Here is a 20,289-nt window from a genome sequence, read left to right as displayed (position 1 = left end):
TTTCCTGTTTAATAGCGTTGGAAAGCATCAACAGGTAAAACGAAAACCGTCGCCCCACCTACTTCGACTTCTACGGGATAAGGTACTTGACCGTCTAAGGATAAGTCGAGACTCACTGGTGTGGAAACATATTGTTTACGTGATTGACACGTTTCTTTAATTAAATCTAAAACTTCTTGCACCCGTTCATCGTCAATCCCCACGATAAATGTTGAGTTTCCTGATTTCAAAAACCCGCCGGTAGATGAAAGCTTGGTGGCCCGCACGTTGGCATCAATAAATTCATTAGCTAAACGGTTGCTATCTTTATCTTGAACAATGGCTAAAATCAATTTCATGGAAAACTCCACCCTTCTTATTTACATTTTATTGAAAAAAATTTGGTGCTCTTTTGATAACTATATCATAACAGTCTTCCACCACATCTGCCAAGGGTTGACGCGCATCAATTTTTACCATGCGCTCTGGATTTTCGGCTAACACTTTTAAATAGCCGTGACGGACCAACTGATGAAACTGCGGTGCTTCCACGTCTAAACGGTTGATTTCATTTTGACGATTGCGATAGATACGTTGCAAGCCAGTATCGGAGTCCACATCTAAATATAAAGTTAACGCCGGTGTCAGTCCTTCTGTGGCAAAAAGATTCATCGCCGCAACTTCTTGAATGCCAAGTTTGCGGGCAGCGCCTTGATAAGCAAGTGAGCTATCCACAAAGCGATCACAAATGACAATCTCATCGGCAGCTAAAGCGGGCATAATCTTCTCGACTAAATGTTGGCGACGACTAGCGGCATAAAGCAGGGCTTCTGTCCGCGCATCCATTTCCGTATTTTGTTTATCGAGAATTAACTGGCGAATTTTTTCCGCAATGCGACTGCCACCAGGTTCTCTAGTGACCACCACGGGACGGGTGGCAATTTTTTTCAAACGGGGAACTAATTCTTGAATGACACTGGTTTTCCCAGCGCCATCGGGTCCTTCCACAGTAATAAATAAACCTTGCAAACTTTTTCTTCCTCTCTGCTCCTTACTAAAAGGGCGTGCCGCTTAAATTTCGCGGCGACCTTCCACGGCTTTCAGTAAAGTAATTTCATCGGCGTACTCGATATCGCTCCCCACTGCCAATCCGTGGGCTAAGCGGGTGACTTTAATCCCTGCTGGTTTAATCAAGCGGGATAAATAAATGGCCGTTGCTTCCCCTTCCGTTGTCGCATTGGTAGCGATAATAACTTCTTGTACCGTTTCATCATGTAAGCGCGTAATTAAACTCGTTAAATTAATATCGTCAGGACCAGTGCCTTCCATGGGAGAAAGAACACCGTGGAGCACGTGGTACAAACCGTGATACTCTCGCATTTTTTCTAAAGCCATCACATCTTTTGGTTCTTCGACAACTAAAATGGTGGAGCGATCCCGCGTTTTATCCTGACAGATTTCACAAGGATCTTCTTGCGTGATATTGCCACAAACGGAACAAAAAGTTAAATCTCGTTTCACCGCAATTAAGGCTTTGGCAAACTCGTTAACCGCTTCTTCTTTCATGTCCACCACCGTAAAAGCCAAGCGGGTGGCGGTCTTTTGACCAATCCCCGGTAGCTTGGTGAAGCTTTCAATTAATTTAGCAATCGGTTGGGGGTATTGCAAAAGGGTTCCTTCTTTCTTTTGAGGCTTTCCTTAAACGGCTTAAAATCCAGGTAAACCTTTCGTGTATTTACCCATGGTTTTTTCCGTTTCGACGTCGATTTGGTGTAAACAGTCGTTCACCGCCAGCACAATGACGTCTTGTAACATTTCTACATCTTCAGGATCCACCGCTTCAGGTTTAATGGTGATATTTTTTAATTTTTTATCGCCAGTAAAGGTCACGGTAACTACTTGACTAGCTTCTGCGGTAAACTCTTTCTCATTTAAAGCGTTTTGCGCAATGCCCATTTCCTTTTGTAATTTTTGCATTTGACGCATCATATTTCCCATATTTCCCATGCCACGCATTGTGATTCCTACTTTCTTTTTTTATTAGTCGTTGGTGATTTCAATAAACTCTTTGCCGAAAAAGTTTTCTGCCGTTTCCACAAAAGTATCCTTGGCAACTTCTGGCACCAAGTCCTCTTCACCGGTTTCTTCCGTCAACTGGGCTAAAGGACCTTCTTCATTAGCCTCAGGTACTGCTTGTTGTGAACCGCCATTGGCATTCTTTAACTTCCGTTCTTGTAAAAAACTTTGCCGTAAATTCGGCCAAGCTTCGCGGGGAATGGCCACTAGCTCTGGTGCAAAATGTAAGAGGCGGTCAACCCCTGCTTTAATTGCTTGGTGTAAATCCGTATCAGCAGCCGCCCGTTTCGATAAAATTTCATAATCAAAGACGACAACTAAAGCTTCATTGGAAGCCGCCACCGGTTCACAAGCTCTTAGCATCGCCCGTTGAGAAGCCTGCAGTAATTGTAACAAATCTTCCCAATGATGACGAATTCCTTGCAAGTTTTCTCGCGTTGCTTTTTCCAACGTGGCAAAGACCCGTTGGCGCGGAATTTCTTGTGGTTTCTGTTGGTTGCTATGCCCGCTGCGCTTCACTGCTGGTGGACGTATCGAATGATCACTACTAGCACCATTATGCAGTTGTTCCGTCAGCTGACTCACTTGTTGTTGCAAGCGACTAACTTCTTGGCTCAACTGCTGCAAAGCTGGCGTATCACTGGTTGGTGCCGCTTCGACGATAGCCTTGCTAGGATTAACTGCCGCGCCTGCCGTGATACTTGGTGCCGTAGCTACGGCGGCTAATTTCACAGTGGTCACTTCTAAATAAATCCGTCCCTGATTCGTAAAGCGCAAATCTTGTTGGGTGGCACTTAATACTTTCAAGCTGGCATACACTGTATCCGGTTGAACTTTTTGCGCCAAGGCAATAAATTCAGGGGAGACTTGTGTTGTTTGCGCTGTTAATAATTGCGGCGCTTGTTGATACATTAATAAATCCCGCAGATAAAACATCACATTCTCAATAAAACGTTGGGGCTCTTTGCCTTCTTGCAAAATGTCTTCTAAAATTTCTAGACTAGCTTCTACCTGATGATTCAACACCGCTGTTAAATAAGCAGCTAACTTTTCTTGGGAGAGACTACCTGTTACTTGTAGCGCGGCTTCTAAGGTGACCTCGCCATCCCCAAAAGAAATTCCCTGATCTAAAATCGAGAGGGCATCCCGCATCCCCCCTTCTGCCGCTTTGGCAATGACAAAAAGAGCCTCTTCATCAAAAGGAATTTGCAGTTCATTTAAAATTTCTTTTTCATGAGCGACAATTTCTGGCGTGGCAATCTTTTTAAAATCAAAGCGTTGCGTCCGGGAAATAATCGTCGCTGGAATTTTGTGAGGTTCTGTTGTTGCCAAGATGAAGATGACACTTTTCGGCGGTTCTTCTAACGTTTTTAATAAGGCGTTAAACGCACCAGTGGAAAGCATATGTACTTCATCAATGATATAGACTTTGTATTGGGCTTGCGTCGGTGCGTATTTTACTTTGTCCCGCAACTCACGAATCTCATCGACCCCGTTGTTCGATGCCGCATCGATTTCAATCACATCATTTAACCGGCCCTCGGTAATACTGCGACAAATTTCACACTCGTTACAAGGCTCGCCGTCTTTTTGATGGGGACAATTAATAGCTTTGGCAAAAATTTTCGCCGCACTGGTCTTCCCGGTGCCTCGTGGTCCGGTAAATAAATACGCGTGGGAGGTTTTATGGGTGGCAATGGCGTTGCGCAATGTTTGAGTGATGGCCCATTGCCCCACGATATCTTGAAAGCGTTGTGAGCGATACACGCGGTACAGTGCTTGATATGCCATTTTCCAACCTTCTTTCTTTGCAGAATTTTTCAACTTCGTTCTATCTATTATACTAAAAAAAACTGATGTTTAAAAGCTATTATGGGGTTTGAAAAAGGAATTTTAGTCATCCGTGCTATAATAAGGCTAACACAATTAAAGGAGGTTTTACTATGGGTTTAATTAAAGCAGCAACTAGTACCTTAACAGGAAGTTTAGCCGATCAGTGGCTAGAAATTATCGAGCCAGACGAACTTGGACAGACCACCGTCATGACCGGCGGCGTGAAAGTGCGCCGCGATGATAAGCGCGGTTCTAATCGTAAAGGTACCGAAGATGTCGTCACAGATGGTTCGGTGATTCACGTCCCGGTCAACACCATGATGCTTTTAGTGGATGGCGGTAAAATTATTGACTACACCGCAGAAGAAGGCTATTTCACAGTAAAAAATGCCGCGGCTCCATCTTTATTTAACGGCAACTTTAAAGATGCCTTACAAGAATCTTTCCAACGTTTCCGTTTCGGTGGGGTGACCCCGCAAAAGCAACAAGTCTTCTTTATTAACTTGCAAGAAATTAAAGGAATTAAATTTGGTACCCCAGCGCCCCTCAATTATTTCGATAATTTTTACAACGCGGAATTATTTTTGCGCGCCCATGGTACTTACTCCATTAAAATTACTGATCCCTTACTTTTTTACAAAGAAGCCGTCCCACGCAATCAAACGCGGGTAGACATTAACGACATCAACGAACAATATTTAAATGAATTCCTCACTGCTTTACAAAGCGCCATTAACCAAATGTCCCAAGATGGTCAACGCATTTCTTACGTACCGTCAAAAAGTTTGGAGCTTTCCCGCTACATGCAAGATGCCTTAGATAACGAATGGAAAGCAAACCGTGGCATGGAAGTAGCCGCAGTGGCGGTGGCTAGCATTTCTTACACCGATGATTCTACCAAACTCATTAACATGCGCAACCAAGGAGCGATGTTAGGCGATCCTAGCGTGCGGGAAGGTTACGTCCAAGGAGCGATGGCACGAGGCATTGAAGAAGCTGGGAAAAATCCTGGTGGCGCAGCTAGCGGTTTCTTTGGCGTCGGCATGGGGATGAACCAAACTGGAAATTATTTTGCCGAAGCATCAAAAAATAATCAAGCACAAGCCGCACAACAAAAAGAACAGCAGCAAAAAGAAAGTGCACCAAATAACAGTTGGACTTGTCCAAAATGCGGACAAGAAAACACTGGTAAATTCTGTTCTAACTGTGGAGAGGCGCGACCGGAAGCGCCTAGTCAAGCGACTAACGGGGTAAAAATCGAAATGCGTTGTAGCGAATGTCATGAAGTCGTTGATTTAAGCCAAGGTGTGCCGAAATTTTGTCCCCACTGCGGGAAACCTTTCCAAGGCATTCCCCTATAAGGAGGACTGACGATGGAGGTCATTACGCATAAGTGCCCCAACTGTGGTGGTCCTTTAACTTTTAATCCTGACGATCAAAAATTTCATTGTGATTTTTGTTTGTCAGAATTTACGGAAGCTGAAGTCAGCGCTTTTGAAGCGCAACAAAAAGCAGCACGGCTAGTAGCAGATGAACCCTCGCCAACTGTAGAAGGTTCAGAAACGACAGCTGCTGCAAAAGATACGACAGTGCCACAAGCGGCAACCGATGCCACCAGCGCGAGTAACCTAGAATTATTTACTTGTCCTAGTTGTGGTGCTGAAATTGTCACGGATGCTACTACGGCTGCCACCTACTGTTACTTTTGCCACAATCCGGTGGTCTTAACTGGCCGCCTCGCCGGTACTTTCCAACCAGAAAAAGTTTTGCCTTTTGCTATTTCTAAAGAAAAAGCCGAGGCAGAATTTTTAAATTGGACAAAAAAGAAAAAATTTATTCCTAAAGATTTTTTTGATGAGAAACAAATTCAATTGCTAACGGGGGTCTATTTTCCGTATTGGGTGGTGGATGCTGAGCTGGATGGTCAGTTCCGCGCCAATGCCACCAGTCTGCGGGTTTGGCGTGTCGGGGACCTTGAGTACACCGAAACCAAGCAATACGCCATTTATCGACAAGGAAAGCTTTCTTTTAAAAACTTGGTAAAAAACGCTTTGACGAAAAATGTGCAAAAAAATATGGTTACTTCGGTCCAACCTTTCCCTTTAGATAAGGCTGTCAGCTTTCATAGCCAATATTTAGCCGGCTTCCAAGCGGAAAAACGGGACATTGAATTTAATGTGCTACAAGAAAGTGTCCAAAAAGAATTACAAAACTACAGTCAAAATTTACTACAGGAAACCGCTAGCCAGTACACAACCGTCACTGGCAAACAAAGTAATATCAAAACTCAGCAACAGGAAAATCATTACGTCTTGCTCCCTGTCTGGTTAGTGACCTATCAAAATCGCGGCGACAAAAAAGTTTATTATTATGCCATGAATGGTCAAACTGGTAAAACCGCCGGCGTTCTCCCCATTAGTTTGCAACGTCTTGGCCTTGCTTGCGGAGGAATCTTCGCCGCTTTATTTGCCCTATTCTTATTAGGAGGGTATCTCCTATGAAAAAAATGAGTCGTTTTCTCTTAATTATTGTCTTTAGCTTGCTGACCTATTTTGCTTTCAGCTCTCGTACTACCTACGCTGCAGAAAATGTTTTAGATGATGCAGGTCTTTTGACCAACCAGCAAATCGCCAAATTAGAAAGTCGGCTAGCTGAAGCGCAGCAACAAACGAAAGCCACCTTCATGATTGCCACTAGCTATGACTTGGATCAAGATGACCCGCGCTATGCTGTCGATCGAACATTAGGCGACACCATCGGCAACGATGAGAATGGTATTCTCCTTTATCTCGATATGACTGGTCGCCAAGTGTACATCTCCACTTCAGGCAATATGATTCACTACATGACCGACAGTCGGATTGAAGATACTTTAGATGCCGTTTACGATAATGGTTTGAGTAGCGAAGAGTATTATCAAGCTTTCAATACTTTTATTGATGAGACTTTGTATTACTTCAATGAAGGTATTCCCAGTGGACATTACACCATTGACGAAGCAACAGGCAAAGTGACCATGTATCGTACTATCACGTTATTTGAAGGAGGACTCGCTTTTTTAGGCGCTTTAATTCTCAGTGGCATCTTCTTCTTTGTGGTGAAGAGTCGCTATCAATTGAAAAAACCTAGCTATGAATACGAGTACCGGCAACAAGGCCAGCTCACCTTAACCGATCAAAAAGATCAGCTCACCAATTCCTTTGTCACTACCCGCCGCATTCCGCGTTCAGAAAAAAGTGGCGGTGGCGGTGGTGGTGGCGGTTCTACCACCCATTCTTCTGGTGGCGGAACGTTTGGTGGCGGCTCCCGGGGCTTTTAATACTAACTAAAAAAAACTTCCCGACGCCTAGACGTTGGGAAGTTTTTTTGGTTGTCCGTCTATTTTTCCACTCCACTGGCGAATAAAGGCGATGTAAGCTTCTAACTGCCGATCAGCCGTCTTTTGCTGCAACAAATAAAATTCTCGTTGATAGCTTGGACCTAATTTTTGATATGGTAGCCCTTCAGCAGCTCTTTTAGACAGTAAGGAACAGCCAAACCCTTGGCGTAATAATGCCACGATAATTTCATTATTTTTAATCGTCAAAATTTCTGGCGTCAAACCAGCTTCTTCCAAATAGCGTTGCGTGTAATAGTAAACCCCTGAAGAAGATTCCCGTACTAGCCACGGCCCTTTACAATCCCCCACTAAAACTAGTTCATCTGCCAACAATGTGTGGCGCGTCAACTCCTTACTTGCTAAAGGCTTTTCAATGAAGCCTAAATCGATTTGGTGTTGCGTCAAAGCTTGCAACACTTCAAAGGAATTTAAAAGTTCCACGATAAATTTTATTTTAGGAAAAGCTGCATGAAGTAAGGGCAAGACCTGCGGCAGTACATAGCTAGCAAAAGTATGGGAAGCACCCAGGCGGATCAGCCGCACTTCTTCTTGTTGTAAACGCAAAGCTTGTACGACTTCTTCCCAGTCATCCAATAGTCCTAACGTCTTATGATATAAAAAATCAGCCGCCGCGGTTACTTGCAGTTCTTGGCGACCACTCCGAATAAATAATTGCGTCTGTAAATCATTTTCCAATTGCTTAATTTGCGCCGAGACAGTAGGTTGAGCAATAAAAAGCAGCAGCGCAGTCTTCGAAAAGCTGCGGGTTTCGTAAACTGTTTTAAAAGTAGTTAATTGTTTCAGCATGAGAACCCTTCCATCCATTTTTTTAATAGCTAGTATTCAAAGTTACGATTAATCGCGGACTACTTTACGTTTATACTTATTTTAACAAAGAAAGGATGATTTGATGCAACACTGGTTCAAAAAAACAAAAAAGAATTCATTTAGTAATATTCAGCGCGGCTTACTCTTATCACTAGCGGTGGCACTACTGGGAAAGCTCTGTGCCCTCGTCTTACCAACGATTGGCGGGGCCACCTTTGCTATTCTGCTAGGAATTTTAGGCGGCAACACTTTATTTCGGCAAAAAAATTTGGCTCCCGGCACAAAATTTGCTGAAAGTCGCCTGTTAGAGTACTCCGTTGTACTCTTAGGTTTGACGGTTACGTTCCAAACAATTAGTCAAATGGGCTGGCGCGGATTGCTTTACATTCTTTGCCTGATGACGCTTACTATTTTGGGCGCTTATCTTTTAGGCCGAAAGTTAGGCTTCAATGAAAAAATGGCTTTAATGATGGCCGGCGGGAACGCAGTTTGTGGTTCATCGGCGATTGGGGCCATTGCCCCAGCGATTCAAGCAGAGGATGAAGAAAAAGGGCAAATTATTACCCTCGTTAATCTCCTAGGGACTATCATGATGTTGACGCTCCCTTTTTTAGGCACTGCTCTTTTTGGTAAAACATTGTTAGCCCGCAGTGCCTTATTAGGTGGCACCTTACAATCTGTCGGGCAAGTAGTCGCCGGAGCGAGTTTAATTAATAGTGAAACTGTTCAATATGCCATGCTCTTTAAAATTACCCGCATCATCTTGTTAGTGGTGGTAGTTTTTCTTTTTGAAAAAAAAATACAAGCTCATAACTCTGCCCCTTCAACAAAAAGTCGGCGTCGTCTTTCGATTCCTTGGTATGTGCTAGGGTTCTTAATTTTATGTATTGCCAATAGCTTCTTCCCCCTACCAACATTTTTAGCCACCGGCGCTCATTTCTTTAGTACGTGGTTTGAAACCACTGCGCTAGCTGCAATTGGTTTACGTTTAGACTTGCGCAAATTTTTAAAAGAAGGTCCCCGCTTCCTGGCTTACGGTTTAGGGGTTGGTAGCCTCCAAACTTTGGCCGCCTGTCTATTAATTTTTTCATTACATTTAAAATAAAAAAAAGCCCGAGCGTTGCAACGCTCGGGTCTTAAAAAATTCTCATTCGTCAGTCATTACGAATTTTCATTTAAGAAATCCAGTACTTCGTAATACATCGTGGTGGCTGTCTCAGGTTCATACGCATAAAAGAGCAAGATGTCTAACATAAACGGTGAATAATCTAGATCATTCAATATTTTTGTAAAGACCATGGCGGCAATTTCACTCGTAGCGCGAACATTCGTCCGGTAGGAGTAAAACAAAACTTTCCATAAAGTAATCTTAGTCTTTTGCGTAAAAATTTCTGGGTCGTGGGTTTCAATATGATGGAAGAGTTCGTGGCCTAACATTAAGTTTTCCACTTTTTCTTTTGCCAGCCAAGGCAAGTCGAAAGCTCCCAATTTTTCAATTGGTGCTGACGCTAATTGAACGAGGTCCGGTGGCGTATATAACGCAAACATAATCCGGTTACCAATTCGTTCATCTTCAGCTTTCATTTTTTCCACCCGTACTCCGTGAGCCGCCACAACTTCTGGCACGGCAAAGTTTGGATATTGGATTTGAATTTTTTTAGCTGCTTCTTCCCCTGCTTGAATGGATCCGTGAATCAATTCCAACATAGTTTTTTCGTCAATCTTTTCTTTCAAAAGATCACGGGAAAAAGCATAACGCCCCCACGTCTCATCGGATAAACCTTTGAGATCGTGGGCAATTTGTTCTAAAGGAACAATCTTAGCTTTGTTTGATGTTTGCGGCAACTACAATCACCTCATCGTCCGGTTCTAAAGCCGAAACTTCTAAGTCCGTCAACAAGGTTAATTGATCAAAATCAATAGCAGAGAAGTCCATTACCCGTGCACCAATACATAAGTAGTAATCTGGACGAGCAATTAATTCTGTTTGGTAAACAGCCATTTCATCCCACAAGCGTTCTAATTCAGCTTTATAATTAGCAGCGGTAGTCTTCACAGCCATCCCGTTACCACGTTGAACTTTAATGAACCCTTTTTTGTCGATAATCCGGACTGGACCGTTACCGCCATTGGCAGCTTTATCCCCATAAACGAAGAAGCTATGAGATTCAGCCAACAATTCGGCTTGGTTAGCGTCCGTCATCCGCATATCTTCAGCAGCGATTTCTCGTGCTTCAGCTTCGTCCACTTCTTTCGTTAAGTCAGTTGCTTTAACTTCGGTAGAACCGGTAGCAATCGCTGTAACTTTAGAAGTTTGTGGATCGATTTCAATGTGGATTTCGACAGAGTCAGGTGTTGCACCAGATTCAACTGCTTTATCTAATGCTTCACGTTTTAAGGAACGAATATCTTCTTCTGTTGGGTTAGGAATAATCCGTTCAACAACGTCCCGCACCATGGCTAAGGCTACACCGATAGAAGAAATAACTTCGGCGTTTTCTGGAATGGAATATTTAACACCCATTGTATTGGAGAAGTAGACGATTAGAGAAGCCGCACCACCACCAACACCTACTAAGGAGATTTGGTCTTTTTCAAGTTTGTATTTCTCAGCTAATTCCAAAATAACTGGTTCGATTTTCGCATAGGCTTTAGCCATGATTTGTTTAGCGATATCTTCAACTGTTGTGCCACAGTAATCGGCTAATGCTTGCATTGCTTTTCTAGCAGATTCAACATTCCCATAAGAGAAGTGTTCAGGTGTAACTAAACCTAAAACGTTAGCTGCACATGAGTTCGTAATCGTTACGGCAGAACCGTCTTCCATCACGATTTTCACGTAGTCAGCTGGATCTCCTGGTTTTGGTGAGAAAAATTCAACTTTTGGTCCGACAATTTTATCTGTATCGGTAAATACAGCATAATCAAGACCGGCAATATGGGCAGAACGTGGACCAACATCAACGATACCACTCTTATCAGCACGAACCATTGAACCACCGGCAACCCCTAAAACTCGCACGTCTAAAGAAGAAATGTAAGTTGGGTGTCCACCAACGATGGAATAGTCAATAGCTGGACGACCATTTTTAATAACCCCAATGTTTGTTGTGGTACCACCTACTTCAAAGTAAACCCCGTTAGATGCACGTAAGTACATTAAGGAACCCATAACTGAAGCGGCTGGACCAGATAACATGGTTAAAACTGGACGTTTTTTCATTTCGCTAATTTCCATAACCCCACCATCACCACGCATGATCATTAGTGGAACGTTAACCCCAGCTTCACGAACGGAAGCTTCAGTAGAATTAGCAGTGTCTAACATTTTAGGCAAGATAGAAGCATTGATGGCTGCTGTCCGTGTCCGACGTGTTAAACCATAAAGTTTTGTAATATCAGAAGCCATTGTCGTTGGGATATTTTTCTTTTCAGCAGCTTCGTGAACGATTTGTTCTGGCTTGCCATCATCTACCCCAAAGGCCATGGAAGCAACTAAAACGCGTGCGCCTTGTCCTTCTAATTGACCGATAGTTTCTTCAACTTTGCTTTCAGATAATTGTTTTAAAGGAATGAAAGAGTTCACGATACTGATGGTCTTGTTATTACCAAGGTCAATGTCGTCAATTCGTGTTTGGCGTTTTGCTAAGAAACCTTCCAAACCACCTTTAGCCATTCCGATAACCCCAACTTTAGCAACGTCCCCTTCAATTAAGGCGTTAGTTGCTTGGGTGGTGGAGTGAGCTACGAAAACGACGTCATCTGGAGCGATGCCATTTTCATTCATACAATTTTCAAAAGATCTTACAACCCCTGCAGCCACCCCACGAGGATCATCGTGGGTGGTCTTAACAGAGGATTTACCAATAATTTCGTGAGTAGCGTTGTCGATAGCCACGGCTTTCGTGTGCGTACCACCAACGTCGATACCCATTCTGACTGAACGTTTCATGAGAATTCCCCTTACTTTTTATTACATTTTAAATCAAATCAAGAATATATTTACGACGCGGAATTAGAAGCTTGTTCCGTATAATACGTAAGCAACTAAACACATTACGATACCGATAATCCACCCAGTTGGGATAGATTTCTTCATGAAGTCGCCGGAAGAAACTTTACTGTAACCAAAGCCCCAAGCAACCCATGATTGTGTTACGTCCAAATGTTGAGGTGCAATTGTTGTTACGGCAAACAATGGGAACAAGAAAGTGTAAGCATTGTCTGGGTAAGCAGCTAAGACAACTGCTAAAATAGCAGAACCAGAACCAACTAAGTTTAAAGGCCCACGGAAGAATCCGAGTGGAGTTAAGATACCAAAAGCGATTGCTAAGATTAATGCAGAATGAGGAATGAAGTCGCCCAAGATTGCAGTAAAGTAAGGTTTAGCAAAAGCAGCAGCGTTGTTGAACATAGCCAAAGTAAGTAAGAAACCAATCATTGGCGCAACGTCGATAGAACCATCTGTGAACAATTTAGCAAAACGACGGCAAATTTCAGAATAGTTACCTTTAAGTTTGCCAGTTGTTAATAAAGCATAAATACCGGAGATGATGAACCCAAAGATGATTGGGAAAGTTTGTGTTAAAGGTTTGCCATCAGCACCAGGAACACTTGTTTTAACAGCTAAAACTAAAACTACTGGTAAGATAACGGCAATCCAAGAATACCAAGGAGCGTCATCAGAACCACTTTGTTGTGCGTTAGCAGCCCAAGAGTAAGATTTCTTTTTACCCATAGATAAGTTAGCTACCACTAAAACAACAACTAAAGCTACAACAGAAGCGATGATGGAGAAGTTGAAGTATTCATTGAAAGTATAAGCACCTGCAGCTTCGTTAAATCCTTTGAAGATTGTTTGGTATTGGGCAAAGTTAACTGGATTAGAGAAAATACCAGCCATGATGGAGCCCATGAATGCAAACAAAGCAACTGGAGCAGAAATCCCTAAAGAAAGTAAGATAGGTAATACGATAACAGCGATAGAGATAACTGGCCCAATACCAGTATTAACCATGAAGATGACTGCTGTTACGATACATAAAAGCGCCATCGTGATCCGTGGTTTATCCCCACCAAGTTCGGTAACTTTACGGATTAAAGTAGCAGCAATCCCTGTTTCTACTAACACACGACCGAAGAATGCACCGAAGAAGACGTTAACTAAGATCGACCGAGAGTACTCAGCTGGTCCGTCGCCGTAAACGTTAATCAAAACGCTTAACCAGTCTTTGTTTTCCATTACATCAGAAGGAGAAAGAGCATTACCAATTAAAGCGATAGCCGTCCATAATGTTGCCATTACGAAGAAACCAACCATCAAGTTGTAACCTTTCACACAGTACCACACCATTACAAAGAATGTGGCAATTAAAATCAAACCAATAATTACATTAACCAATTTGTTATGCCTCCGTTTCAAATTAGAAGAGATGCGATTCTGTCTGTTTGTCCCCCGTTTTTTGCTCCTTTCTTCACTAATTAAACAAACAAACTTCCTCAAAAAATTTTTTCCTTGGCACTCCTGATATACTAGGCTTGCGCCAGACTGATATATCAGAAAGCATGACCACAGTATAACGCTTCCACTTTTCTTTTTCAATATCTTTTTTGGTCAAGACCACTATCTTTGTTGAAAAAATCACATTGTTAAGGGTTTACATTTTCATTGCATAAAATAAAAAGCTTAAGGGCATACTTTAATCCTCGTTTTCATGAAAATTTCCATATTCTAAAAATAACAAACGGTCAGAATAAAATACTTTTTTACCTAAAAAAAAATCCCTCAGCTCACGGCTAAAGGATTTTTTTTCAAAAATACTAATATATCAAAAACTTATTTTTTATTTTAATAACGTTTGTGCGGCAGTAATAATTGTTAACTTGTATACATCTTCTTCGTTAGAACCACGAGAAAGGTCAGAAATCGGTTGGTTCAACCCTTGTAAGATTGGTCCAATGGCTTCAAAACCACCGAAACGTTGAGCAATCTTGTAGCCAATGTTCCCAGCTTCTAATTCAGGGAAGACGAAGACTGTCGCTTTACCAGCAACATCAGATTCTGGCGCTTTTTGCGCTGCAACAGATGGAACATAAGCAGCATCAAATTGTAATTCACCATCTAATTCGATTGTTGGATCTAATTCTTTAGCAATTCTTGTTGCTTCTTGAACTTTTGTCACTTCGTCTGCTTTAGCAGAACCCTTTGTCGAGAAACTTAACATTGCAACTTTGGGTTCGATATCAAACAAGGCAGCTGTTTTAGCACTTTCTACAGCAATTTCAGCTAATTCTTGTGCTCCTGGGTTTACGTTAATCGCACAGTCAGAGAACAAGTATTTTTCTTGGTCACGGCCACGAACCATTAAGAAAGCGCCGGATGTCCGTGAAACGCCTGGTTTTGTTTTAATGATTTGTAAAGCAGGACGAACAGTATCACCAGTAGAGTGAATCGCACCACTTACCATCCCATCAGCTTTGCCCATGTAAACTAACATCGTACCAAAGTAGTTTGGGTCTTTCAAAATGCTTTCAGCTTGTTCTTTCGTTGCTTTACCTTTACGGCGTTCAACAAAGCTTTCCACCATGGCATCCCATTCAGGATAATCATTAGGATCTAAGATGGTGAAGCTGTCAGCTTGATAACCTAAGCTTTTAGCTTTTTCGCTTACTTCAGCTTTATTACCGACTAAAATGGGGTTCACCAATTCGTCAGCTTTCAAACGTACGGCAGCACCTAAGATACGAGGATCAGTTGCTTCAGGAAAAACGATTTTAATGTTACGACGGATAATTTTGTATTTCAAGCTATCAAAAAGTTCCACAGGGAGTCCCTCCAAAAAATTATTTATGGTCTTATCATACACTACTTTCCACAAAAAAAACAGTCTTTTTTCCTGTACTACTTTTTTTGTTTCTACTCTTGATTATTCTTTGTGCGGATCAGCGGGCAGTTGCCAGTTGATGGGCTCCTCCCCTAGCGCAATCAGGGCGTTATTCGTTTTTGAAAAGGGCCGAGAGCCAAAAAAGCCGCGATGGGCTGATAAGGGTGAGGGATGTGGCGAAGTTAATACAATATGTCGAGATGTATCAATCATTTTCATTTTTTCTTTTGCACCGTTGCCCCAAAGAATAAAAACAATCGGCGTTTTCCGCTCGTTAAGCGCTTGAATAATTTTATCCGTCAGTTGCTCCCAACCTTTACCGCGATGAGAGTAAGCTTGGCCGCCACGAACTGTAAGTACCGTATTTAGTAGTAAGACCCCTTGCTTAGCCCAAGCAACTAAATAGCCGTGGGACACAGGAGTAATCCCTAAATCATTTTGCAATTCTTGATAAATATTTTTTAATGAAGGCGGGATCGCTACACCTGGATTCACCGAAAAACTTAACCCATGGGCTTGTCCTGGACCATGATAAGGATCTTGACCGAGGATGACCACTTTTACTTTTTCATAAGGCGTTAACTCCAATGCTTCATAGATGTGGTACATATCAGGATAAATCGTTTGCGTTTGATACTCTTCTTTTAAAAATTGATGCAACTGGCCATAATAAGGTTTGCTAAACTCTGGCGCTAAAATTTCTTGCCAGCTATTGTGAAGAATGGTTTTCAATGCGCTGCCTCCTTAAATTGGTTACACCCCACTGTCGTGCTTCGGTTTACGTTTTTCACTTCCTATAAAAAGTGGTAAAATGAAGAGAACGAAAGCGAGGGAGAATCTACTGTGATTAAATTAATTGCTTCTGATATGGATGGTACCTTACTGAACGAAACATCGCAAGTCTCAAAAGAAAATGCGGCGGCAATTCGCTACGCCCAAGAGCAAGGCATCGAATTTATGGTGGCAACGGGACGTGGACGAACGGAAGCCTCACCTGTATTAGCCAAAGCTGGCCTCAGCTTACCCATGATTAGCGTCAATGGTGCGCAAGTCTACGACCAAGCCGGCCAAATAATGTTTACCATTGATATCCCAAAAGAACTTGTTTTACAAGTGATTACTGTATTAGAAAAGCATCAGTTGTATTTTGAATTGGCAACGACGAAAGGAACTTTTTCCAACAGTCATGCCATGCGGATTGCTACCACGTCTAATTATTTAAAAGAAGCCCGCAATATTTCCCGTAAAATGGCGATTGCCATGGCTGCGGCGCACTTAGAACTATTGCACGTCCACTTTGTACCGGACTTTGCCAGCATTTTAGCAGATGAAAACTTACAAATTTTGAAATTTATCGTCTTTGCTTTAGATGACCCTGGTCTACTGGCAGTGGCGACCGATGAACTCAATAAGTTGCCGCACCTTACTGTTACTTCTAGCGCTAAAAATAATATTGAAATTAATCACGTCAACGCTCAAAAAGGTCGCGCCTTAAAACGCGTGGCAGAACTAAAGGACATACCTTTAGACGAAGTCATGGCGATTGGTGATAATTTCAATGACTTAAGTATGTTGGAAGTTGCCGGTGTCAGTTTTGCTATGGCTAATGGTCCTGAAGCAGTACATGCTTATGCCAAGTATTTAGCCCCAGCTAATAGCGAAAATGGTGTAGCCCAAGCTATCCATCGCGCTATTAATGAAAATCTTTAGTCCCCAGCCATTAAAAAAAGGAGGAACGACGCGTGAGTGAATATTTAATCCAGCAAAAGTATTTAGGACAAGCTGCGCGTACGGTAGTTAAAAATCCCGCCGGTGTCCCCCAATTTTTATTAGTCGGAAGTTGGGGACCTAAAGGCAATGTCCTATCGGTGTATTCTATGTCTGGGACCTTATTGGCTTTTGTAAAGCGTGTTCCTTGGTCTTTTGGCACGCGTTTTGATTTGTACCAAGACTATCAAAAGGTGGGCACCATGAATCGCCTCTTTCACTTCACGCTGGATCTTTACTACATTCAAAAACTTGGCTGGCACGTCTTTGGCAATGTGGAGGAACACCAGTACCATATTTTTCAATTTCGGCGGCAAGTCATGGCGATGACTAGCGGGAGTTTTACCTTTGGGGATTGTTACGTTTTAGATATTCCGCAAGTTACAGAGGCGCCCTTAGCTATTTGCATAGCTTCTGTCTTAGACTACTGGCTTTACAATACAAAAAAAGATCCACAAAAAAATTTGAAGCCTAATCTTTCACTAGATTAAACTACTTTTTCATACGTTAAGCCTAGCGATTTTTAACGTATGAAAAAGGTGAGCCTGTCGCAGCTTCTATCAGTCCTTTAGCTTATCAATGAAGGTGACTCCTGATTAACACTGGCAGTTAATCAGTTTGCTATGATTATCAAATTAATTTACTTTAGAAAGAAGGAATCTATGGTGGCCGAAATTGTTAATAATCCAAATTTTTCCCAGACAATGGATGAGCAGGTAGCCGGAAGTATTAAAATCCCCGAAATTAGTCGGCTTCATTTTTACGAAATAGCAAAAAAAGATCGGGAGTTAAAAATGGACGTTAAAGATGACAAAGAAGCGGAAGAAGAAAAGAAAAAAGCAAAAGGAAAGAAAGCTCAGCAGAAAACTCGTCCCAAATGACAGTTTCTCTCATTGCTTATAGAGCTGAGAAAAATAATTGTTAAAAACTGAAAGAAAACGGACTGCCTTTGTAAGTTGGCAGTCCGTTTTCTTTATGCTAGCGTTAGTTGCATATGGTTATAATCGTGACCAGATAAAATCATTTGGCTCACTACTTGGTAGCCCATTCGTTGGTAAAGACGTTGGGCATTAGGATTTTTCAAGTCGACATTTAAGCCGACTTTAGCAAAGCCTGCTGCTTGCGCAATTGCTGGAATTGCCGCCAGTAAACGTGTACCCACTTTTTGACCACGGAATTTTTCAGCAACGGCGATGGAATCTAAATACCATTCCCCCGGTAAAGTCTCTAAATCTTCAAAGAGCTTCAAGTCTCCACTTAAATTATGACGGACTAGGACAGCACTTAAGGGCAAATCAATAAGCGGTTCATCATCAGCTGGATAGCCAAAAGCAATCCCGGCAACTTCTCCATCAATTTCTTCCACAATCCCCCGAGCTAAGCCGTAACGATAAGTGGGCTCCAGTGCCGTTTCCGCTAAAATCGCTAATACCTCGGCTTCTGGCACCTCATTTAAAAAAGGTAATTCCATATCTTTTAAAATAATGAACACTAAACGGGCAATCGCTGCTGCATCTTTTTCTTCAGCTGGCCGAATCATATCTCTTCCTCCTCATCTTTTCTTCCTGTCTTCCAGTGTAGCGAAGGGCTACAGAAAAGTCAAAGTCCCCTTTTACGAAAAAAAGGAACTGCACAAGCGCAGCTCCTTGATGATTCAAAGATTATTATTTATGGCCATTTTAAAACGGTAACTTTGACATTATAGCGTCGACCCCAACTATAACATTCACCAACCGTTCTAAAGTGCAAGTCGATGATGTTTCCCTTAATCGCACCACCTGTATCAGCGGCAATCGCCACACCATATCCTTCCACATAGACTTGAGTCCCTAAAGGAATCACACTTGGGTCCACGGCAATAACGCCTCCTTGATAAGTCCGCAAGTCAATGCCGCTGGCTGTAAAAGGACTCGCTCCGGCTTCACTGAAGGAATAGGCTGTTGTTTCCATGGAAAAAGTAGTGCTACCACTTGGTGTCGAATTACTATTATCCTCACTGTTACCAGTATTAGCTTCTGTGGAGCTAGAATCTTCGTTTGCGTTACTAGAATTGCCAGTGTTGGAACTGCTGCTATCATTATTGTTGCTAGTGCTACTATTCTTGTCGCTTGCCGCTTGTTTTTCGGCAGCGGCCTTAGCGGCGGCTTTTTCTTGCTCCGCTTTTTCAGCGGCTTCTTTAGCAGCTTTTTCTTGCGCGGCTTTTTCATCAGCAATCCGTTGTTCTTCAGCCGTTTTTTCAGTCGCCAATTGCGCCACTAAATCTTGATTCTTAGCAAACTGGGCTTGTAAGCCAGTCACTTGCGTCGATAAGTCAGCGACTTCACTTTGTAGCGTGCCTTCTTTTGTCGTCAAGGCTTGTTGGGCGTCTTCCAATTGTGCCATCAAACTATCGAGATTTTCTTGTTCTTGTATCAAGCTATTCATTTTTTCGTTTTCCGCAGCTTGCATCTGGCTGATTAACAGCGCTCGATTAATAAACTCGGAAATACTTTTAGCTTCTAAGAGCATAGCCATTTTTTGTTGCCCTGTGTTCGAAACTTGTAAAGCTTGTAAGCGCTCCGCTACGACTGCTTTGCGTTTTTCAATTTTTTCTTTGGAAGCTTCAATATCTACTTGCGTTTGCGAAATTTGCGCTTTCGTGTCGGTGATTTCTGTATTTAAATTGTCAATCTCGGTATACGTGTCACTGACTTGCTGCAAAGCATCCTCTAGTTCAGAGGAAATGGCACTGCCAGCTGCTTGAGCTTCTTGTTGCTTTTTCGTAATGTCCCCTAGACTATCCGCAAATAAATTTACTGGCGTCATGGCGGCTACTACGGTAACCAGCACCAATAGGCGGGCTAGTAACTGTTTCCCTTTCATGCAAAAAACACCTTTCTTAAAGGAATTTTAACATTTACTATTATAGCCGTTCTCTTTCCGTGACGGGTTTCATTTCGTTTACTTTTTATTACAAATTGTGTCATAATCTAGGAGATTATGTAATATTTCATGGATGAAGGAGAGATTTTTTATGGCTGATGTGTACTTCGCTGCCCCCTTGTTTGCTCAAAGCGAACAACTTTACAATGCTCACTTGGTAAAAGAATTACGGAGTGCTTTTCCTACTAAAACCTTTTATTTACCCCAAGAAGCGGCAGAAATTAACGATAAAAATAATTACGCAGATGCAAAACAAATTGCCCAATACGATACGGAGCAACTACTACAAAGTCAGTTAATGATTGCTGTACTAGATGGTCCCGTGATTGATGTCGGTGTCGCTTCAGAAATTGGCGTGGCCTATCAAGCACAAATTCCCATCGTAGGACTTTTTACTGACAGTCGTCAACAAGGGGCAAGTAATTCACAAAAACTAAAAGCGCTAGGAGAAATTGCCGAATCACAATTTCCTTATGCTAACTTGTATACTATTGGACTTGTGAAACTTAATGGCGCCATTGTTAATAATGAAGAAGATTTACTGACAAGTGTTGCAAAATATTTATAAAGTTAAAAAGACCATGTACCTCCTTTACGAGCTGCATGGTCTTTTCATTTCCT

The 20,289-nt window shown here is 42.3% G+C and carries 21 protein-coding genes; 8 read left to right on the top strand and 13 right to left on the bottom strand.

Annotation, left to right across the window (positions count from 1 at the left end; genetic code table 11):
* Nucleotides 1-8: 8 nt before the first annotated feature.
* The 5 genes from darA to dnaX are packed head-to-tail and all read right to left on the bottom strand — an operon-like array spanning nt 9 to nt 3,846.
* Nucleotides 9-338: a cyclic di-AMP receptor DarA gene (darA, locus tag FFM57_RS05245; protein WP_137599473.1), complete on the bottom strand. Its 330-nt coding sequence runs from the start codon at nt 336-338 to the stop codon at nt 9-11.
* 28 nt (nt 339-366) lie between these two features.
* Nucleotides 367-1,008, bottom strand: a complete 642-nt coding sequence (gene tmk / locus FFM57_RS05240) for a dTMP kinase (RefSeq protein ID WP_137599472.1) — start codon at nt 1,006-1,008, stop codon at nt 367-369.
* Nucleotides 1,009-1,050: 42 nt separating this feature from the next.
* Nucleotides 1,051-1,647, bottom strand: coding sequence for a recombination mediator RecR (recR, locus tag FFM57_RS05235; protein WP_137599471.1), 597 nt, complete (start codon nt 1,645-1,647; stop codon nt 1,051-1,053).
* Nucleotides 1,648-1,686: 39 nt separating this feature from the next.
* Nucleotides 1,687-1,995, bottom strand: a complete 309-nt coding sequence (locus FFM57_RS05230; RefSeq protein ID WP_137599470.1) for a YbaB/EbfC family nucleoid-associated protein — start codon at nt 1,993-1,995, stop codon at nt 1,687-1,689.
* A 24-nt stretch (nt 1,996-2,019) separates the two neighbouring features.
* Nucleotides 2,020-3,846 carry a DNA polymerase III subunit gamma/tau gene (gene dnaX / locus FFM57_RS05225; RefSeq protein ID WP_137599469.1) on the bottom strand — a complete coding sequence of 609 codons (1,827 nt, stop codon included), beginning with the start codon at nt 3,844-3,846 and terminating at the stop codon, nt 2,020-2,022.
* Between the two features lie 152 nt (nt 3,847-3,998).
* Between dnaX and FFM57_RS05220 the strand changes: the two genes are divergently transcribed.
* Genes FFM57_RS05220 through FFM57_RS05210 form a run of 3 tightly spaced genes read left to right on the top strand, consistent with a single transcriptional unit; the run spans nt 3,999 to nt 7,207 of the window.
* Nucleotides 3,999-5,249, top strand: a complete 1,251-nt coding sequence (locus FFM57_RS05220) for an SPFH domain-containing protein (RefSeq protein WP_137599468.1) — start codon at nt 3,999-4,001, stop codon at nt 5,247-5,249.
* Nucleotides 5,250-5,261: 12 nt separating this feature from the next.
* On the top strand, nt 5,262-6,389 hold the full coding sequence (locus FFM57_RS05215; protein WP_137599467.1) for a TFIIB-type zinc ribbon-containing protein: 1,128 nt from the start codon (nt 5,262-5,264) through the stop codon (nt 6,387-6,389).
* Nucleotides 6,386-7,207: a TPM domain-containing protein gene (locus FFM57_RS05210; RefSeq protein WP_246023409.1), complete on the top strand. Its 822-nt coding sequence runs from the start codon at nt 6,386-6,388 to the stop codon at nt 7,205-7,207. The genes FFM57_RS05215 and FFM57_RS05210 overlap by 4 nt, the downstream gene beginning before the upstream one ends.
* 27 nt (nt 7,208-7,234) lie before the next feature.
* Here the strand turns inward: FFM57_RS05210 and FFM57_RS05205 are convergent, their stop codons facing one another.
* Nucleotides 7,235-8,074 carry a LysR substrate-binding domain-containing protein gene (locus FFM57_RS05205; RefSeq protein ID WP_246023407.1) on the bottom strand — a complete coding sequence of 280 codons (840 nt, stop codon included), beginning with the start codon at nt 8,072-8,074 and terminating at the stop codon, nt 7,235-7,237.
* A gap of 103 nt (nt 8,075-8,177) precedes the next feature.
* Between FFM57_RS05205 and FFM57_RS05200 the strand changes: the two genes are divergently transcribed.
* The gene (locus tag FFM57_RS05200) at nt 8,178-9,200 is read left to right on the top strand and encodes a YeiH family protein (protein WP_137599465.1); all 1,023 of its coding nucleotides are present in this window, start codon (nt 8,178-8,180) and stop codon (nt 9,198-9,200) included.
* Nucleotides 9,201-9,256: 56 nt separating this feature from the next.
* Here FFM57_RS05200 and FFM57_RS05195 read toward each other — a convergent pair whose 3' ends face one another.
* From FFM57_RS05195 to FFM57_RS05175, 5 genes are all read right to left on the bottom strand, one after another.
* On the bottom strand, nt 9,257-9,940 hold the full coding sequence (locus FFM57_RS05195; RefSeq protein ID WP_137599464.1) for a hypothetical protein: 684 nt from the start codon (nt 9,938-9,940) through the stop codon (nt 9,257-9,259).
* On the bottom strand, nt 9,915-12,047 hold the full coding sequence (locus FFM57_RS05190) for a hydantoinase/oxoprolinase family protein (RefSeq protein ID WP_137599463.1): 2,133 nt from the start codon (nt 12,045-12,047) through the stop codon (nt 9,915-9,917). Before FFM57_RS05190 ends, FFM57_RS05195 begins: the two co-directional genes overlap by 26 nt.
* A gap of 63 nt (nt 12,048-12,110) precedes the next feature.
* Nucleotides 12,111-13,496 (bottom strand): citrate transporter, encoded by a 1,386-nt coding sequence (locus tag FFM57_RS05185; protein WP_137599462.1) that lies wholly within the window; start codon nt 13,494-13,496, stop codon nt 12,111-12,113.
* A gap of 442 nt (nt 13,497-13,938) precedes the next feature.
* A complete protein-coding gene (gene pta / locus FFM57_RS05180; protein WP_137599461.1) occupies nt 13,939-14,919 on the bottom strand; it encodes a phosphate acetyltransferase in 981 nt (326 codons plus the stop codon).
* 102 nt (nt 14,920-15,021) lie between these two features.
* Nucleotides 15,022-15,711 (bottom strand): uracil-DNA glycosylase, encoded by a 690-nt coding sequence (locus FFM57_RS05175; protein WP_137599460.1) that lies wholly within the window; start codon nt 15,709-15,711, stop codon nt 15,022-15,024.
* A gap of 111 nt (nt 15,712-15,822) precedes the next feature.
* On the opposite strand from FFM57_RS05175, the gene FFM57_RS05170 reads away from it, so the two are divergent.
* The 3 genes from FFM57_RS05170 (at nt 15,823) to FFM57_RS05160 (ending at nt 17,627) form a co-directional block, all read left to right on the top strand.
* Nucleotides 15,823-16,689: a Cof-type HAD-IIB family hydrolase gene (locus FFM57_RS05170; RefSeq protein WP_137599459.1), complete on the top strand. Its 867-nt coding sequence runs from the start codon at nt 15,823-15,825 to the stop codon at nt 16,687-16,689.
* A gap of 32 nt (nt 16,690-16,721) precedes the next feature.
* On the top strand, nt 16,722-17,237 hold the full coding sequence (locus FFM57_RS05165; RefSeq protein ID WP_137599458.1) for an LURP-one-related/scramblase family protein: 516 nt from the start codon (nt 16,722-16,724) through the stop codon (nt 17,235-17,237).
* A gap of 174 nt (nt 17,238-17,411) precedes the next feature.
* Nucleotides 17,412-17,627, top strand: a complete 216-nt coding sequence (locus tag FFM57_RS05160) for a hypothetical protein (protein ID WP_137599457.1) — start codon at nt 17,412-17,414, stop codon at nt 17,625-17,627.
* A 92-nt stretch (nt 17,628-17,719) separates the two neighbouring features.
* Here the strand turns inward: FFM57_RS05160 and FFM57_RS05155 are convergent, their stop codons facing one another.
* Nucleotides 17,720-18,286 (bottom strand): GNAT family N-acetyltransferase, encoded by a 567-nt coding sequence (locus FFM57_RS05155; RefSeq protein ID WP_137599456.1) that lies wholly within the window; start codon nt 18,284-18,286, stop codon nt 17,720-17,722.
* A gap of 128 nt (nt 18,287-18,414) precedes the next feature.
* On the bottom strand, nt 18,415-19,608 hold the full coding sequence (locus FFM57_RS05150; RefSeq protein WP_137599455.1) for a 3D domain-containing protein: 1,194 nt from the start codon (nt 19,606-19,608) through the stop codon (nt 18,415-18,417).
* Between the two features lie 151 nt (nt 19,609-19,759).
* Between FFM57_RS05150 and FFM57_RS05145 the strand changes: the two genes are divergently transcribed.
* A complete protein-coding gene (locus FFM57_RS05145; RefSeq protein WP_137599454.1) occupies nt 19,760-20,236 on the top strand; it encodes a nucleoside 2-deoxyribosyltransferase in 477 nt (158 codons plus the stop codon).
* The last annotated feature ends 53 nt before the right edge of the window (nt 20,237-20,289 follow it).

Source organism: Enterococcus nangangensis, assembly GCF_005405245.1.
Lineage (GTDB): Bacteria > Bacillota > Bacilli > Lactobacillales > Enterococcaceae > Enterococcus_J > Enterococcus_J nangangensis.
This window is presented reverse-complemented; position numbering and strand designations above follow the sequence as displayed.

What these genes read in the sequence shown, in the direction of transcription:
- darA (WP_137599473.1), bottom strand. Translation starts at nt 338, where the DNA reads ATGAAATTGATTTTAGCCATTGTTCAAGATAAAGATAGCAACCGTTTA.
- FFM57_RS05230 (WP_137599470.1), bottom strand. Translation starts at nt 1,995, where the DNA reads ATGCGTGGCATGGGAAATATGGGAAATATGATGCGTCAAATGCAAAAA.
- dnaX (WP_137599469.1), bottom strand. Translation starts at nt 3,846, where the DNA reads ATGGCATATCAAGCACTGTACCGCGTGTATCGCTCACAACGCTTTCAA.
- FFM57_RS05220 (WP_137599468.1), top strand. Translation starts at nt 3,999, where the DNA reads ATGGGTTTAATTAAAGCAGCAACTAGTACCTTAACAGGAAGTTTAGCC.
- FFM57_RS05215 (WP_137599467.1), top strand. Translation starts at nt 5,262, where the DNA reads ATGGAGGTCATTACGCATAAGTGCCCCAACTGTGGTGGTCCTTTAACT.
- FFM57_RS05210 (WP_246023409.1), top strand. Translation starts at nt 6,386, where the DNA reads ATGAAAAAAATGAGTCGTTTTCTCTTAATTATTGTCTTTAGCTTGCTG.
- FFM57_RS05205 (WP_246023407.1), bottom strand. Translation starts at nt 8,074, where the DNA reads ATGCTGAAACAATTAACTACTTTTAAAACAGTTTACGAAACCCGCAGC.
- FFM57_RS05200 (WP_137599465.1), top strand. Translation starts at nt 8,178, where the DNA reads ATGCAACACTGGTTCAAAAAAACAAAAAAGAATTCATTTAGTAATATT.
- FFM57_RS05190 (WP_137599463.1), bottom strand. Translation starts at nt 12,047, where the DNA reads ATGAAACGTTCAGTCAGAATGGGTATCGACGTTGGTGGTACGCACACG.
- FFM57_RS05155 (WP_137599456.1), bottom strand. Translation starts at nt 18,286, where the DNA reads ATGATTCGGCCAGCTGAAGAAAAAGATGCAGCAGCGATTGCCCGTTTA.
- FFM57_RS05150 (WP_137599455.1), bottom strand. Translation starts at nt 19,608, where the DNA reads ATGAAAGGGAAACAGTTACTAGCCCGCCTATTGGTGCTGGTTACCGTA.
- FFM57_RS05145 (WP_137599454.1), top strand. Translation starts at nt 19,760, where the DNA reads ATGGCTGATGTGTACTTCGCTGCCCCCTTGTTTGCTCAAAGCGAACAA.